Raw genomic sequence first — 14,601 nt, forward strand, 5'->3', positions numbered from 1 at the left:
CGCCTACAGTAGTCAAGACGTACGCTCGTTCGTATCTTTTCAACGCCGGATTTCCTGATTTCGGCAGGCCCATGGCTCACTCCCCCCGGACACTGGCGGCGTCTTGCACCCGGCGCTACGGTGGAGGGACAGAGCCGACGTCCAAGTGGAGGTTGTCGATGAAGCCACCATCCAGCTCAGCGCGCGGCCGTCGGGGCGCGTTCCTGGCAACGGTGTTTAGCGCAGTCCTGGCGCTTTCCGCCTGCACGAACTCACCGACGCCCGGCCCTTCGCCCGTCACCACGGGGAGCACATCGCCCGGCTCCGCCGCCACCACGGGCGCTGCTCCTGCTCCGGCCGATCCGGGCACAGCCTTGTCGATCACCCAAATCGTGGAGAACTTAGCCCCGTCGGTGGTTACCATCTTCACCGACGGCGGGCTGGGCAGCGGTGTGGTCTACTCAGCGGACGGGCTGATCCTGACCAATGAGCACGTGGTCCGCGGCAACACAGAAGTGGAAGTGGGTTTTGCTGACGGCCAGCGTGTGGCCGGCACCGTCAAGGCCACCGATCCCGTGACGGACCTTGCCCTGGTCCAGGCGTCACGGACCGGCCTGCCCCAACCGACATACCAGCCGGCCCTGCCCAAGGTTGGTGAGGGCGTGGTCGTGCTGGGTTCGCCGCTGGGCTTCGAGAACACTGCCACAGCCGGCATCATTTCAGGCCTCCACCGGTCTATTCCCGGATCGGCGCAGGACAGCCTGTCCCTGGTGGACCTTATCCAGACAGATGCGCCGATCAGCCCCGGCAACTCCGGCGGGGCCGTGATCAACATGCGCGGTGAGGTGGTGGGCATCAGCGAGGCCTACATTCCGCCGTCGTCCGGTGCTGTGGCGCTGGGCTTCGCGATCCCGGCAGCCACCGCCGTCGAAGTGGCCGAGGAGCTGTTGGCAGACGGCACGGCGGAACACGCTTATCTGGGACTGACACCGGGCGAACTGACGCGGCCCATTGCCGAGCAGCTGGGCGTCGACGTCAGTACCGGCGTCGTTGTTCTCTCTGTTGACGGGGACGGCCCGGCAGGGCGCGCGGGCATTCGCCCGGGGGACGTCCTCGAATCCATGGAAGGCGTGGCGCTCACCGCCCCGGAGAAACTGCTGGCCGAACTCCGGAGCCGCAATCCGGGCGACACCGTTGGCTTCCAGGTCAAGCGGGGCGGCGAGAGCCTGGACATCAAAGTCGGGCTCAGCGAACGGCCGGCCAGCAACGCCGGCCGGTAGCCGTCCGTTCAGCGCCGTCCGCCGGCCGGGCCTGGTCGCGTGCCGGGTTGGCCGCGTGCCGGTCAGAGCTGGTATTCAGGCTCGCTGCCGCCCAGAGTCTCGTGGACGCACAGGATGTTGTGTTCGGTATCCATGAACCAGGCACACTTCTCTGAGTCCGTGGTACAGATGTGGTTTTCGGTCCTCAAGTTGGGCAGGTCGTAGTCCTGGAACCGGACACCCTTGGCCTCCATGTCCTGCACGATCCGCTCAATATCGTGCACCTCGAAGCTGAGGGCGGTGTGCTCGGAATGCTTGCCGTCCGAGACCGGCTTCAACTGCAGCATCGGGCCGCCGTCGGTACCGAGCAATTCGCTTCCATCCTCTGTCATCCCGCGGTGCGGAAGGCCCAGTTTCTCGGTGTAGAAACTGTGGGCCCGCGCGGGATCGTCGACGGGCAGAATGGTTCTGGCTGTGGTCATCGCTAGGGTCATTTCGCCACCTCCTACGGTGCAAATTTTACGCCCGGGCGGCCGGGAAAGATCCGCCGGGTACCCCCGCCCTTGCCCCCTCAATCGGACCTCTCTCACTTAATGTGGGTTTCTGGCCAACGCTCTCTCACTCGATCAAACTGCCGAGGCCGTCAGTGCGAGAGGGTTCCGGAAAAACCCGCATTAAATGATAGAGCGTTTGGAGAAAACCCACGGTAAGTGAGAGAGCGTCCCAGGGGGGCTACTCCGCCGGGGTTGCGCGCTGCCGCCTCCGCCGCTGTGCCAGCAGCAGCAGGACACCGCCGACGGCGAGCGCAGCGGCCGCAAGACCGGCGGCCAGGAGCAGGCCGGAGACACCGGTGTTGGCAAGCGCGGCGGGCCGGTCAGCCACGAGCGGACGGACGACGGCGGCGCTGTTACTGAGGGCGGTTGGCGCACCGCCCGCCGCGGTCACCGCCGCCGGGGTTTCGACCACCGGTGCGGGAACCGGAGGCGCCGGAGCGAACTCGAACTGCCTGACGCCCGACGCGCTGAACCCGTTGACCGTTTCAGCTGTAAAGCGCAGCGGTCCTGCCACAGCCGGAGCCGTAAACGACCATGCACCGGCCGTATCCACAGGCACCTCAAACGGCGCCTCGCCGGCGACCGTGACCCTGACCTTCGAACCCGCCGCGACTGCCGATGCCGGAGCGGCGGCCACCTGGCCGCTGATGGTCTGCCCGGCGTCGAACATTGCACCGGGGGCCGGCGAGGCGACCGTGGGCCTGTTGAGGAAGAGTTCCAGCTGGTACCCGGGGAGCACCGCGAGCGCATCCTCCAGCGTGGCGGCCACAGCGAAGTTCGCTGGCGCAGCTTCACCGGGCCTGGGTGCTTCTTCGCCTGCCGCGTGGGTGCCCACCGCGTAGTTCCCGCTCAGCCACGGCCCGCCCGAGTCGCCGCCGCCGGACTGGACATCGAAGGACAAGAACCCGTTGAACGCCCTGAGATCCAGGGGGTCGGCCGGGTAGCCGTGCCCCGGCACAACGAAGATCCCCACCGCGTCGATGGTTCCGCAGGACCAGGCGGACGTCCGGCCCGAGCGGCAGACGGGCATGCCCACTACAGGGGCCGAGGTCCCGACGACCTTCACATCCGGGTCCGGTTCCGACGGGTTGCCCCAGGTGCTGGCCGCCGGCGAGGGGTCCACATCGGGCCGGAGGTCATCGATCACGGCGATGTCCGTCCCCACGTTGCCGGGGTCGGTGGAATTGCCGGGCCGCAGTACCGTGGTGTTTCCCGGCCCGCCGAACTGGCTGAAGCCAAAGTCTCCGAGCCGCCCGGCCGGAGTTCCAAGGAACTGCAGCGTGGCCGACCGTGCCGAGCCGTCGTTGGTGCAGTGGCCGGCAGTAAGGACGGCGGGCAGCCCCGCCGGATCAAAGGCGGCGAAGCCCGTGGAGCAGACATAGCCGGTGTCGGCGGCATAGCCCAGGCCCCCGGGGACGTCCGCTTCGGGGGCGAGCCGGGCGCCGGCGTCGAGCTCCACGTTGGCGAAGCGCGCCACGAACTCCTCGGCGGAAATCTTGCCCGCGGCGGCAGCGGCCTCCGGGCCCGCGACGTCCGTGCCCGCACTTTCGGGTGCGCCCATGCCTTCCTGTGATGCTTCGGAGGTGTTCACTCCCCCGGTGCGGATGACGAACCCGCTGCCGGTGTGGGCCACTGCCTGGAGCCCTGCCGGTCCCACCTCGCGAAGGTAAGCCTGGTACAGCTGCTGCGTGCTGTGCGCGAGCTCGCTGCCCGTCGCGGCTTCTGTCCGGGACGTGGCCGGGGTGCCGGCGGCGTCACCCGAACCAGCCGCCGTCGGAGCGGACCCAGCCGGCGCGGACCCATCCGGAAGGGACTCTCCCGGAACGTCCGACGGCGGCGTGGTCCGTACCGCTTCAAGGGTCACCGCCGGGATGGTCACCCTAAGTTTGGCTACCGCGGATTGCAGTTCCTTCCCGCTGCCGGCAACGAGAATACTGCCGTCCTCAAGCCGCGTTCCGAGGTATCCGGGGACGTCCCGCAGCGCCGCGGCAACATCAGCGGCCTGCTTACCCAGCTGGCCGGCGGCGGCGAATTCCGCGGGCGTCAGGCCGAGGTCCCGGAGGGCGGCCTCGGCCAGGCCGGCCTCCGAAAGGCCACCACCCGCCGTCGGGCTTTCCCCTGCATCCGGCGATGGAACCTCTGCCGACGGATCTGAGGACGGAGCCTCCGACGGCGCCACCGGCGCCGGAACAGCCGGGGGCGTTGACCCCGGCACCGCCGCCACCGCAGACGCCGGAACGCCGCCCAATCCCACGGCAAGTGCCATCCCCGCTGCCGATGCTGCTCCCCATACGCGCTTCAAACCGGCCGCCTTCGCTCTTGTTCTAGTCATCTGCTCTGGTCATCTGCATCGCTCCGCCGTGACAGGTAGGCGGTGATCACTGCGGCCACGCACAGCACGGCCCCTGCCACCATCAGGAAGACCTGACCGGGAAGCCACTCGCCGTGGACGGTCCCGTCGCCGAGGCCGAAATTTTCGTCCGTCTGCCCAACATCCGAGGTCAGGACGGCCCAGAGAGGCCCGGCCACGAGCATCACCACACCCGCCACGGCAAGGCCGGCTGCCACATATCGGAGCGTATTCATGGCCCCTCCGGACGTTCGAGCAGTCGAAGGATGGCGGCGAGTTCGGTGTCCCTTAGCCCGTTCTGCAGCAGGAAGGCCCGCGTATCCAGCTCGCGGACGAACGTCACCACGGTCCGGGAGCGTTCCTCCAGAAGAGGCGTCAGCTCGGCGTCGGGGAGGTAGCGTTCCCGCGTGTGCGGAGGCCCGTGCGTCCGGTAGCGCTCGTTGATGCCGCGGCCCGCCTTCGCGTAGCCGTCGGCGATGAGGTTATCCGCGTGGCCGGCCAGATCCTGGAGCATCGCGGCCACCATGCCGCTGCGGTCCCGGCCCGCCGCGCAGTGGACCACAACGGCGCCGGCAGACGCCCTGGCCAGGGCACGGAAGACGCCGACAAGCTTTTCCGGGAAAAGCCTGACGTTGTGCAGATAATGCGCAGGATCGTTGAGGTACGGGCCGCAGACGGCAGTGAAGCGCGGATCGTCGGGCTCTTCGGTGGGGGTGATGACGATGTCCACGCCGGACAACGCCTCGTCAGGCACGGCCGGGTCGGTGTCCCGGCGACGCACCTCGCGGGGGTGACGGAGGTCCACCACGGTGCGGATGCCGTCGTCGTGCGCCTGCCGCCACCCGGCCTCGGTGAGCCACTCGCGGCGGCCCATCCGGTAGACACGGCCGGCGACGTGCCATGCGTTGACGGCTCCGTCCCAGCTCACAGCTCCCCCAATCGTCTCCACCCGGACAGCTAACCACAAAGCCGCCACGGCCCGCACGCGCATTGGTGCAGGTACACCCCACGTATCCGGGCAGGGGCAGCGCGAAAGTCGAGTACTCCGGAGCGGTGACGAGGTTGGACGTGAGGCGTACGGTGTCACTTATATGCCTGTGTCACCCGTTCAATGGATCAATCTGAGGGGAATTCGATGGCAACGTCAGCAGTACGACGGCGGCGCCCGGCTTTTGCGGCCGGCCTCGCCACCATGGTCATGGCCTTGGGGTTTGCGGCTATTCCGGCGGAGGCGGCACCGCCTGCGCCCAAGGTGGACTACGTCGCTTTGGGCGATTCGTACGCCGCCGGGACCGGCGCGGGTGGCGCGGAGCGTCCCGGGGGAATCGCCTGCTGGCAAAGTCAGCGCGGCTACGTTGACGTCGTAGGTAAGACAAGCCGCGTGGACCTAGCTCCTAACGCGGCCTGCCACGGTGCCGTGCTCTCCGCCCAGAGCCCCGCTTACGATCCTGTGATCTCCACTCCCACCGTCGAAGAGCAGCTCGATCGCTTGGTGTTCACCGGAAAGATCTCAGATGCGACCGAACTCGTCAGTATCACTGCCGGGGCCAACGATTTGGGGTTTGCTTACGTCCTTGGCCAGTGTTCAGTTTCGCCGGAGGCCTGCAACGTAGCCATCGCGTCGGCCACGAGCGAGGCGGCCCTGGCCGAACTTACGTCCGCCCTGGTCCAGACTTATGCTGACATCCACGCCGCGGCACCACATGCCAAGATCGTGGTCTTGGGCTATCCACTGCTTTTTGCCCCGGACAGCCCGGTTGCACCCCTTCCACCAGCCTCACAGTTGGCTATCAACCAAGCCACCCTGGGGCTTAACGAACTGATTGAAAATGCTGTAGCACTAGCTAACTATTACTACAGTGCCAACGCCGTCTTCGTCGACGTAACGCCACGCTTCCTTGGACATGCCGTGAACTCCGCCGACCCATGGCTCGTTTTTGATCCGAACAATCCCACCGCAGATTACAACTTCCATCCAAACCGGACGGGACACACCTTGGGCTATGCAGCAGCTCTGGTGGCAGCCATGTAGCAGGCGCGCAGAGCCCGAACCCGCAGTCCCAACTCGCCAAACACCCCTAGGGGTGCTTGGCGAGTCTGTGTTCGAGCCCGTTGCGGACCATGGGCCACTCGTGCTCCAGGATGGAGAACACCACGTAGTCCCGCAGAACGCCGTCGGCCGTGCGTGAGTGGCTGCGCAGCACACCGTCCTGCTTGGCGCCGAGCCGGGCAATGGCCTCGCGGGACTGGTGGTTCATCCAGTGGGTGCGGAACTCCACCGCCACACAGCCCAGTGCTTTGAAGGCGTGCTGAAGCAGCAGCAGCTTGGAGTCCGGGTTGGTGCCGGTGCCGTGGGTTGAGGCGGCGTTCCAGGTGTAGCCGATCTCCACGCGGGGCGTGACGGCGTCGACATTGCAGTAAGTGGTCATCCCGATGATGCGGCCCGGGCCGCCAGTCGCGGGATCGATCAGCCGTGTGGTGAACGGCAGCATGGACCCCTGCGCCTGCATGGCCAGCCTGCGCTCAATCTCCGCGCCCATTCCGTCCGGGGTGGGAACGGACGTGTACCAGAGTTTCCACAGGTCGCCGTCCCGGGCCGCTGCCACCAGGCCGTCGTGGTGCCCGTACCGCAGCGGCTCAAGGATGACGTGGCGGCCGGTCAGGGTGAGGGGCTGAAGAAAAGTCACGGCACCAGCCTAGGCCCGCCACCCGCTGGCAGTTAGTCTGGGGACACGATCAGGACCACCCCACGCCGAGCCGAGGAAGTTACCGTGACAGGACCTAACCCCGATCCGCAGGACGACAAGATCACAGGCCTGGAACCGGGCGGCGGTGTTCCTCCCGGTGAAACCCCGCCTGGCGAGGGTTCCGTGGCCGGCACACACGAACCAACGCTGCGGGGCTCCGGAAAAGGCCAGCAGGTTTTCTGGATCGCAGCCATCGCAGGTGGCGTCCTGCTGTTTCTTCTCTTCTTCATCGGCTACATCGTGGGCTTCTTCGACTGACCCTGGTGTAACCGGCACCTCAGGACCGGGCTACACCACCCGCATGCCCAGGTGTGCCGCCAGCAGCGGGGCCAGCAGGCTCAGCTGGTAGTCGTCAATCACGACACCGGCCAGGCTCCCCAGACCGCTGATGGTCCTGAAGTCCGTGCCGCGGATATCGAAGTCCTTGAGCCGGGCCCCGGTGAGGTCCAGCGTCCCGATGGTGCAGTTCTCCAGCGCCACTCTTGTTCCCGCGGCGGAGCCCAGGTCCAGCTCGTTGATGATGCAGTCCGTGATCAGCACGTCTGTCAGCTTGGCGCCCCGCAGGTTGAGGAAGTCCAGCTTCCCGCCGTCGACGCGCACCGATTGCCAGCCGCTCTCGTAGAGTTCAGCGGACCCGAGTCTGGGGTTGTTCAGCTGCACGTCACGCCATGTGGACCGGGCCGCCCTGAACACAGGCGCGTACAGCTCGGACAGGACGCAGTCGCGGAAGCCGGCGCCGCGGAGCTGGGTCTCATTGAACGAGGCGCCCTGGAACTCACACTCGGCGAAGTCCGTGCCGCTAAGCTCCAGACCGTCAGCCGCCGCCCGGCTGTACCGGACGCCGTCGTACGTTTCACCGCGCCGGAAGTCCGGCGAAGGATCCTCGGTGAGGTCCTCCAGCCGCACCTCACTGATCCGGGGACCGGTGATCTTGGGAAGCTTGACCGCCACTAGAGCGATTCGGCTTTGGCCGCGATTTCCGCCAGATCCTTGGTCAGGGCCTTGCGGGTAATGTTCATGCCGAGCTTGCCGAACAGGCCCATGTAGATCTTGCTCAGCGTGGTGGGTTTGACCACTTCGGCGCCGAAAGTCACCGTGAGGTCCGTCCCGCCGTCCCGCTCGGCGAGGCTGAAGCGCGTGGTGTAATCGGCTCCGCCCTGGTTGGCCTTGACGGTGGTGCTGCGTGGCGGATCAGCCTGGTTCACCCACATCTCAACCGTTTCCGCCCGGCCCATCATCCTCCGCGTCTCCTTCCAGCGTGTCCCCTCACCGTAGGGTCCGTCGCTGAGCATCTGCACCGCCTCGATGCTGGACAGGGTGGCAGCAGAGCCTGGAATATCCGAGATGACGGCCCAGACCTTGTCCGGGCTGGCATGGATGTGCTGCGTCAGGCTTGTTGTGTGGTCCATGCATCGAGCCTAGCCGGGGCTGCTGACATTCAATAGGCAACCTCAACCGGGCCCTTGAAATAGTAAGCATGCTTTGTGTTATGGTGAAAATGCAGTGTTTGATCAACAGGAAACGAAAGGCGGTCAGTGACATGGGCCTCGGAGACAAGATCAGTAACGAAGCGGAAAACCTCGGCGGCAAGGCCAAAGAAGCGGCCGGCAACGCCACGGACAACGACCGCCTGAAGGCTGAAGGCCAGACGGATCAGGTCAAGGCTGACGCCAAGAAGGTCGGCGAAGACGTCAAGGACACCTTCAAGAAGGATTAGTTCCTAACAGAACCGGACGGCGGCGGATTCCTATGGGGGATCCGCCGCCGTTCTTTTGCCTCTTTCCTCATCGACTGCTCCATAACGGCCCTTCTGAGGCCCCATAAGGACCGTTACGGAGCAGTCGATGCAAGGGCCCGGCTACCCTTGCCCCATGACGTACGTCGACCTGAGCGCCGAAAGTGCCGCTGCCGGGGGTTCGCCCTCGCTGGGCGGCTACCTCGCCAGGCCGGCCGGAGCCGGCCCTTTTCCCGCCGTCCTCATGATTCACGAGGCCTTCGGCCTGAACGACTCGATCCGCGGCCACGCGGAGCGGCTGGCCCGCGCCGGTTACCTCACGCTGGCGGTGGACCTGTTCAGCGACGGCGGTGCCCGGCGCTGCGTGGTCAGCACCATGCGGAGCATGATGACGGGCAGCGGCCGCGTGTTCACCGACCTCGCCACCGCCAGGACCTGGCTGGCCAAGTCACCGCTGTCCACGGGCAAAACCGGTGTGATCGGGTTCTGCATGGGCGGCGGCTTCGCCCTGCTGGTGGCCCGCGACGGCTTCGATGCGGCCTCGGTCAACTACGGCCGTCTCCCCCGCGATTTGGAGGGAGCCCTCCGCGGAGCCTGCCCCATCGTGGCCAACTTCGGAGCCAAAGACACCACACTCAAGGGCGCGGCCCGCAGGCTCGAGACCGCCCTGGACAACCTCGGCATCGAAAACGACGTCAAGGAATTCCCCACGGCCGGCCACGCGTTCCTCAACGAAACCGACCTGGGCCCGGCAGTGCTCCGGCCGTTGATGCGGGTCATGGGCATCGGCCCAGACCCCGAATCCGCCCCTGAGGCCTGGCAACGGATCGAGGATCACTTCGCCCGGCACCTGAAGGGCTCGGACAACCCGGCTGTCTGAGCACTCCAGCCCGGTTACTCCCCCGAAATCCAGGCAGACCGCCCGAAATGGCGTGATTATGGCCGGGCCGGCCGGACAAACCGGGCAGGAACGCACGGGAGTACGACGGCGGCGGCCACCTTGGGAAGGTGACCGCCGCCGTCGTTCGTACTGCTTGGGTGGAAAGCCTTAGCTGAAGAGTTCGCTCTTGGGCTCGTTGTGCTTGACCTTCTGCCAGCCCAGCCACAGCACCAGCGCGAAGAACGGGATGGTGGCCAGGGTCCAGAGACCGAGGTGGAATACCTCGCCGGTCTTACTGGTCATGGTGTCGAAGCCGATCAGCACGGTAATGGCCAGCAGTGCGATGAGGCCAGCCCAGCTGCTCCAGATGCCGCCGGGCGCGGGCAGGGAGGAAACCTTGCCTTTCTTCGTGCGGAGCGCGATCTGGCTGGCGAAGATGGCACCCCACGTGAAGATCACGCCGATTGATGCGGAGTTCAGCGCGAGGTCGAAGGCGTGGGAGCCGCCCAGCCAGATGTTCAGCAGGATGCCCACAAGGTACACGGCGCCGATGGCTAGGATGGCGGCGTAGGGCACGTGGCTCTTGGACATCCGGGTGAGCCATTCCGGAGCGTGCCCGTTGTTGGCCATGGTGCGGAAGATCCGGCCGATGGAGTACAGGCCCGAGTTGCAGGAGGACAGCGCGGCGGTGATGACGATCATGTTCATGACATCGCCCATCCAGCCGAGGCCCATCTGGCCGAACACGGTGACGAACGGCGAGGTGCCGGCTACGTACTGGTCCGAGGGCAGCAGCATGGCCAGAAGGGTCACGGAACCGACGTAGAACACCACGATGCGGAAGACGACGGCGCGGATGGCCTTGGGCACTTCCTTGGCCGGGTTCTGCATTTCGCCGGCGGTGATGCCCACCAGTTCGATGCCGTTGTACGCGAAGATCACGGCGTTCAGCACCAGGATCATCACAAGGGCGCCCTTGGGGAACATGCCGCCTTCGGCCGCGAAGAGGTTGTTGACCGAGGCGTTACCGTCGCCCACCTGGGCATTGGTGATGACCATGAAGGTGCCCACGGCCAGGAAGATCATGATGGCGCCGACCTTGAGGCAGGAGGCCCAGAATTCGAATTCGCCGAAGGCCTTGACGCTCAGGAGGTTGACGCCAACGAGCAGCAGCAGGGCGGCGATGGCGGACAGTTCAACCGGAACGTTGGGGAAGAAGAACTGGAAGTACAGTCCGATCGCAATGAGCTCGGCGATGCCGGTCATGGCCCAGTTGATGAAATACATCCAGCCGGAAAGGTACGCGCCCTTCTTGCCGAACATTTCGCCGGCATAGCTGACGAAGGAACCGGACGTCTGGCGGTACATGATCAGTTCGCCCAGTGCACGCATCAGCAGGTAGGCGATGACGCCGGCAATGGCGTACGAGAAGATGAGCGCCGGGCCGGTGGAGGCCAGGCGTCCGCCCGCACCCATAAAGAGGCCGACGCCGATGGCGCCGCCCATGGCGATCATGGTGACCTGGCGGCCGCTCAGGGATTTTTTGTAGCCCTCGGCGCTGAGGGTGGAGTCGACGACGGCGGATTGCGCCGTGGGGCTCACGAGTTCTGTGGGGGTACTTTGAGGCACAACAATTCCTTGTGGGTAGGGGATTGGCCGGCGCCCCTGGCACAGCTCTCTCATCCTGAAAATTCGGCTTCAGTATGTTTGAAGGAATTTCCTGCATGGAAAGTCTCATTGCGTCGAAGTTCGCGCGGCCTGTCTATCCTACAAGACCCGCACCGCAGCGAGTGACGCGGACTACATTCAGCGGCAATTAAGCTGAAGAACTGCGAGCCGCTTCCCCGCATTGCAGAATAATATTTCGCGCAGGATCCGCCTGCACCCCATAGGCGGTGAGTGGTTCGGCACCGGTTGTGGAGCAGCCGGTATCCAGCTCGAAAGCGTGCTGGTGGAGCGGGCACATCACAACCTGCCGGTCGATGGTGCCGTCCGCAATGGGTCCGCCGCGGTGGGGACACACGGCTGAAAGTGCCCGCAGGGACCCGTCACGGAGCCGGAAGACCGCCACCTGCTCCCCGTCAACGCCGAACGCACGCCCCTCGCCGACGGGGATCTGGTCCACCGGGCCCAGGTTGTGGGTATGGACGCTTGAAGGGCCGCTCATCGGACCGGCACCTGGGGCAGGACCGTGAGCGGCAACGCTGTGCGGAACTGGCCGGGCGTCAGCGGATCGTGGCGCTCGCTCCAGGGATCCACGTAGCTGTCCACGGATGCCTGCATGGCGGCGTCGAGAGCGGCGGCGATGCCTTCGGAATCCTCCACAATCACCGCGCGGAGGTGCTCAATGCCTACCCGCGGCACAAAGGCGTAGGTCCGCTCCAGCCAGTTGGCCTGCTCGCGGTAGTACTGCATAAACCGTCCGGTCAGGAGCTTGACCTCCTCTGGATCGTCCACGGTGGCCAGGAGGTCGCCCTTGCGGATGTGGGCTCCCGCCGCTCCCCCGACGTAAAGCTCCCAGCGGCCGCCTTCCACGGCCACCACGCCCACGTCCTTGACCAGCGACTCCGCACAGTTCCGCGGGCAGCCGGACACGGCCAGCTTCAGTTTGGCCGGCGACTCGATCCCCTGGAACCGGGACTCGATCTCGATGCCCAGCTTGGTGGAATCGCCCGTGCCGTACCGGCAGAAGTCCTTGCCCACGCAGGTCTTGACGGTGCGGAAGCTCTTGCCGTAGGCGTAACCGGAGGGCATGTCCAGGTCCGCCCAGACCTGCGGGAGGTCCTCCTTGGGGATCCCCAGCAGGTCGATCCGCTGCCCGCCGGTCAGCTTGATCAGCGGCACCTTGTGCTTCTCGGCGACGTCGGCGATGCGGCGCAGCTGCTGCACGGACGTCACGCCGCCCTTCATCTGCGGCACCACGGAGAACGTGCCGTCGCGCTGGATATTGGCGTGGACACGGTCATTGATGAACCGGGCGTCGCGTTCGTCGATGTACCGGTCCGCGAGCATCATTTTCAGCAGCGAGGCCAGGCCCATCTTCGACTTGGCGTCCTCGGCACTGCCGGGAGCCAACGCCGCGAACACCTGGGACACGGACCGCAGCCCCTGCTTCCGGATGGCGGCCATGAGCGCCGGCTTGTCCAGCGGGATCCCGGGCACGTAATAACTGGCGGCCGGGTCCTCCTCCACGGCGCCGTCGGCCGCCCACTCCACCACCTGCTTTACCAGGAGCTTGCACGAACCGCAGCCCTTGCCGGCGCGGGTGGCGTCCATCGCGCCCGAAACCGTCGCGCAGCCGCCCTTCACGGCGGCCACGAGCGCCCCTTTCGAGACGCCGTTGCAGTTGCAGACCTGGGCGCCGTCGTCGAGCTCGGCCACGCCGGCCTCCTCACCGGGCCCGCCGACGTCGAACAGGAGCGCGATCCGCTCCTCCGGCAGCGGCAGCCCGCGGTCATACGCCTGCGTCAGGTAGGCCACTTTCCGGCTGTCGCCCAGCAGCGTTGCGCCCACCATTTTGTTGTCGCGGACGACGATGGACTTGAAGATGCCGCGGCTGGGCTCGGAGAAGACGATGTGCTCGTCCGTGTCGAGTTCCGGTCCGTGGAGCCCCATGGAGGCGACGTCGACGCCGGCGACCTTGAGCTTGGTGGCTGTCCGGGAGCCGAGGTAGGCCGACGACGTATCGGCGCCGGTCACGTGGTTGGCGAGCACCACGGCCTGTTCCCACAGCGGCGCCACCAGTCCGTAGACTTCCCCGCGGTGCTGGACGCATTCCCCCACCGCAAAGATATCGTCCTCGTCCTGGACCATCAGCCGGTCATCCACCACGATGGCCCGTTCCACCGGCAGCCCGCTCAGCACGGCCAGGTCCACGTTCGGCCGGATCCCGGCGGCCACCACCACCATGTCGCACGCGATGTCCTCCCGGTCCCGGAGGCTGACCCCTATGACGCTGTCGGTGCCGAGGACGGCAGTGGTGCGGCTGGACGTATGCACCCCGATGCCCAGCGCCTCCACGCTCCTCCGCAGCACCGCGCCGCCGTCGGGCCCCATCTGCGCATTCATGAGGTGCCCGCCGGAGTGCACCACTTCCACGGCGATGCCATGGCTTTTCAGCCCATAAGCGGCTTCCAGGCCCAGGAGGCCGCCGCCGATCACCACCGCCCGGCGGTGGTGATCCTGCTGGGCGTGCTGGACCATCTTGCGCGTGTCATCGATGGTGCGGAAGCCGAAAATCCCGTGTTTCACGGACCCGCCGGGAGTGTACAGCCCGTCCATCGGCGGCATGTGGGAGCGGCTGCCGGTGGCAATAATGAGGGTGTCGTACGGCGTGACGCGGCCGTCGTTGGAGAACACGTGCTTGGTGGCCTTGTCGATCCGGTCAACGCGGACCCCGGCGTGCAGCGTGATGCTGTTCTCGTTGTACCAGGACAGCGCGTTGAGGAAGATGTCGGCATCACTTTCCTCACCGGAGAGGACATGGCTGAGCATGATCCGGTTGTAGTTGCCGTAGGGCTCGTCGCCGAACATGGTGATGGTGAACTGGTCCGCGCCTCCGCGGGCAAGGATCTCCTCCACGGCGCGGGCACCGGCCATCCCGTTGCCCACCACCACCAGCCGACGGCGGGGCGCGCCGCCCGGGTGCCTGCCGTGCGGCCGCTCCAGCACGCTGGTCATCAGTGCTCCACCATGCCCAGGTCCACCACAACGAATCCCGCCACGCCGTCCGGTGCCGCGACATGGAGCTCCACCACCGAGCCGCCGTCGATGTCCTCCACCACGCGCAGCGGCACGTGGACCTCGCTCTTGGCGCCGATGGGAAAATAGCGCATGGGCACGCCGTTCCGCATCAGCACCACCGTGATGAGCTCAGCGCTGGAATTGCCGCCGCGGAAGTAGAGCGTCTGGTTGATGACCCCGTCCGGGACGTAATGCGACAGTTCGCTGTGGATCAGGCCGGGTTTCTCCAACCCCGCGCCCTCGAACGGGAAGATGCCCTGCAGGAAAAGGTTCTTGGTGATCATGGACAGATCCTTTCGGCCGGCGGGAAGACTGGCATGAGCCCATCTTCCGCCGCCGATGTTTCCGTCCGCC

At 66.2% G+C, this 14,601-nt stretch carries 16 protein-coding genes; 5 read left to right on the forward strand and 11 right to left on the reverse strand.

Features of this window, described 5'->3' with window-relative positions; translation table 11 throughout:
• Positions 1–158: 158 nt before the first annotated feature.
• The gene (locus IDT60_RS15445; RefSeq protein WP_191079716.1) at positions 159–1,259 is read left to right on the forward strand and encodes a S1C family serine protease; all 1,101 of its coding nucleotides are present in this window, start codon (positions 159–161) and stop codon (positions 1,257–1,259) included.
• 62 nt (positions 1,260–1,321) lie between these two features.
• On the opposite strand, the gene IDT60_RS15450 is transcribed toward IDT60_RS15445, so the two are convergent.
• The 4 genes from IDT60_RS15450 to IDT60_RS15465 form a co-directional block, all read right to left on the reverse strand.
• Positions 1,322–1,720 (reverse strand): VOC family protein, encoded by a 399-nt coding sequence (locus tag IDT60_RS15450; protein ID WP_223883744.1) that lies wholly within the window; start codon positions 1,718–1,720, stop codon positions 1,322–1,324.
• 250 nt (positions 1,721–1,970) lie between these two features.
• On the reverse strand, positions 1,971–4,094 hold the full coding sequence (locus tag IDT60_RS15455) for a S1 family peptidase (protein ID WP_223883745.1): 2,124 nt from the start codon (positions 4,092–4,094) through the stop codon (positions 1,971–1,973).
• A gap of 26 nt (positions 4,095–4,120) precedes the next feature.
• The gene (locus tag IDT60_RS15460) at positions 4,121–4,378 is read right to left on the reverse strand and encodes a hypothetical protein (protein ID WP_191079717.1); all 258 of its coding nucleotides are present in this window, start codon (positions 4,376–4,378) and stop codon (positions 4,121–4,123) included.
• Positions 4,375–5,070, reverse strand: a complete 696-nt coding sequence (locus IDT60_RS15465) for a tyrosine-protein phosphatase (protein WP_223883746.1) — start codon at positions 5,068–5,070, stop codon at positions 4,375–4,377. Before IDT60_RS15465 ends, IDT60_RS15460 begins: the two co-directional genes overlap by 4 nt.
• 207 nt (positions 5,071–5,277) lie before the next feature.
• On the opposite strand from IDT60_RS15465, the gene IDT60_RS15470 reads away from it, so the two are divergent.
• Complete coding sequence (locus IDT60_RS15470) at positions 5,278–6,174, forward strand: SGNH/GDSL hydrolase family protein (protein WP_191079719.1); 897 nt, start codon at positions 5,278–5,280, stop codon at positions 6,172–6,174.
• 46 nt (positions 6,175–6,220) lie between these two features.
• Here the strand turns inward: IDT60_RS15470 and IDT60_RS15475 are convergent, their stop codons facing one another.
• Positions 6,221–6,829 (reverse strand): GNAT family N-acetyltransferase, encoded by a 609-nt coding sequence (locus tag IDT60_RS15475; protein ID WP_191079720.1) that lies wholly within the window; start codon positions 6,827–6,829, stop codon positions 6,221–6,223.
• Positions 6,830–6,913: 84 nt separating this feature from the next.
• Between IDT60_RS15475 and IDT60_RS15480 the strand changes: the two genes are divergently transcribed.
• Positions 6,914–7,147 carry a DUF6480 family protein gene (locus IDT60_RS15480; protein WP_164205306.1) on the forward strand — a complete coding sequence of 78 codons (234 nt, stop codon included), beginning with the start codon at positions 6,914–6,916 and terminating at the stop codon, positions 7,145–7,147.
• Between the two features lie 30 nt (positions 7,148–7,177).
• On the opposite strand, the gene IDT60_RS15485 is transcribed toward IDT60_RS15480, so the two are convergent.
• On the reverse strand, positions 7,178–7,840 hold the full coding sequence (locus tag IDT60_RS15485) for a pentapeptide repeat-containing protein (protein WP_223883747.1): 663 nt from the start codon (positions 7,838–7,840) through the stop codon (positions 7,178–7,180).
• Positions 7,840–8,298 (reverse strand): SRPBCC family protein, encoded by a 459-nt coding sequence (locus IDT60_RS15490; protein ID WP_164205302.1) that lies wholly within the window; start codon positions 8,296–8,298, stop codon positions 7,840–7,842. The genes IDT60_RS15485 and IDT60_RS15490 overlap by 1 nt, the downstream gene beginning before the upstream one ends.
• A 131-nt stretch (positions 8,299–8,429) precedes the next feature.
• Between IDT60_RS15490 and IDT60_RS15495 the strand changes: the two genes are divergently transcribed.
• Positions 8,430–8,606, forward strand: coding sequence for a CsbD family protein (locus IDT60_RS15495; RefSeq protein WP_164205300.1), 177 nt, complete (start codon positions 8,430–8,432; stop codon positions 8,604–8,606).
• Positions 8,607–8,760: 154 nt separating this feature from the next.
• The gene (locus IDT60_RS15500; RefSeq protein WP_191079721.1) at positions 8,761–9,504 is read left to right on the forward strand and encodes a dienelactone hydrolase family protein; all 744 of its coding nucleotides are present in this window, start codon (positions 8,761–8,763) and stop codon (positions 9,502–9,504) included.
• Between the two features lie 168 nt (positions 9,505–9,672).
• Here IDT60_RS15500 and IDT60_RS15505 read toward each other — a convergent pair whose 3' ends face one another.
• The 4 genes from IDT60_RS15505 to IDT60_RS15520 form a co-directional block, all read right to left on the reverse strand.
• Positions 9,673–11,133: an amino acid permease gene (locus IDT60_RS15505; protein ID WP_164205296.1), complete on the reverse strand. Its 1,461-nt coding sequence runs from the start codon at positions 11,131–11,133 to the stop codon at positions 9,673–9,675.
• Between the two features lie 187 nt (positions 11,134–11,320).
• The gene (locus IDT60_RS15510; RefSeq protein ID WP_191079722.1) at positions 11,321–11,671 is read right to left on the reverse strand and encodes a Rieske 2Fe-2S domain-containing protein; all 351 of its coding nucleotides are present in this window, start codon (positions 11,669–11,671) and stop codon (positions 11,321–11,323) included.
• Positions 11,668–14,184, reverse strand: a complete 2,517-nt coding sequence (nirB, locus tag IDT60_RS15515) for a nitrite reductase large subunit NirB (protein WP_191079723.1) — start codon at positions 14,182–14,184, stop codon at positions 11,668–11,670. Before nirB ends, IDT60_RS15510 begins: the two co-directional genes overlap by 4 nt.
• The gene (locus IDT60_RS15520; protein ID WP_164205290.1) at positions 14,184–14,531 is read right to left on the reverse strand and encodes a molybdopterin oxidoreductase; all 348 of its coding nucleotides are present in this window, start codon (positions 14,529–14,531) and stop codon (positions 14,184–14,186) included. The genes nirB and IDT60_RS15520 overlap by 1 nt, the downstream gene beginning before the upstream one ends.
• Between the last annotated feature and the right edge of the window lie 70 nt (positions 14,532–14,601).

The sequence above is a fragment of the Pseudarthrobacter sp. BIM B-2242 genome (assembly GCF_014764445.1).
GTDB lineage: Bacteria > Actinomycetota > Actinomycetes > Actinomycetales > Micrococcaceae > Arthrobacter > Arthrobacter luteus_A.

What these genes read in the sequence shown, in the direction of transcription:
- IDT60_RS15520 (WP_164205290.1), bottom strand. Translation starts at nt 14,531, where the DNA reads ATGATCACCAAGAACCTTTTCCTGCAGGGCATCTTCCCGTTCGAGGGC.
- nirB (WP_191079723.1), bottom strand. Translation starts at nt 14,184, where the DNA reads ATGACCAGCGTGCTGGAGCGGCCGCACGGCAGGCACCCGGGCGGCGCG.
- IDT60_RS15490 (WP_164205302.1), bottom strand. Translation starts at nt 8,298, where the DNA reads ATGGACCACACAACAAGCCTGACGCAGCACATCCATGCCAGCCCGGAC.
- IDT60_RS15500 (WP_191079721.1), top strand. Translation starts at nt 8,761, where the DNA reads ATGACGTACGTCGACCTGAGCGCCGAAAGTGCCGCTGCCGGGGGTTCG.
- IDT60_RS15510 (WP_191079722.1), bottom strand. Translation starts at nt 11,671, where the DNA reads ATGAGCGGCCCTTCAAGCGTCCATACCCACAACCTGGGCCCGGTGGAC.
- IDT60_RS15495 (WP_164205300.1), top strand. Translation starts at nt 8,430, where the DNA reads ATGGGCCTCGGAGACAAGATCAGTAACGAAGCGGAAAACCTCGGCGGC.
- IDT60_RS15445 (WP_191079716.1), top strand. Translation starts at nt 159, where the DNA reads ATGAAGCCACCATCCAGCTCAGCGCGCGGCCGTCGGGGCGCGTTCCTG.
- IDT60_RS15460 (WP_191079717.1), bottom strand. Translation starts at nt 4,378, where the DNA reads ATGAATACGCTCCGATATGTGGCAGCCGGCCTTGCCGTGGCGGGTGTG.
- IDT60_RS15450 (WP_223883744.1), bottom strand. Translation starts at nt 1,720, where the DNA reads ATGACCACAGCCAGAACCATTCTGCCCGTCGACGATCCCGCGCGGGCC.
- IDT60_RS15470 (WP_191079719.1), top strand. Translation starts at nt 5,278, where the DNA reads ATGGCAACGTCAGCAGTACGACGGCGGCGCCCGGCTTTTGCGGCCGGC.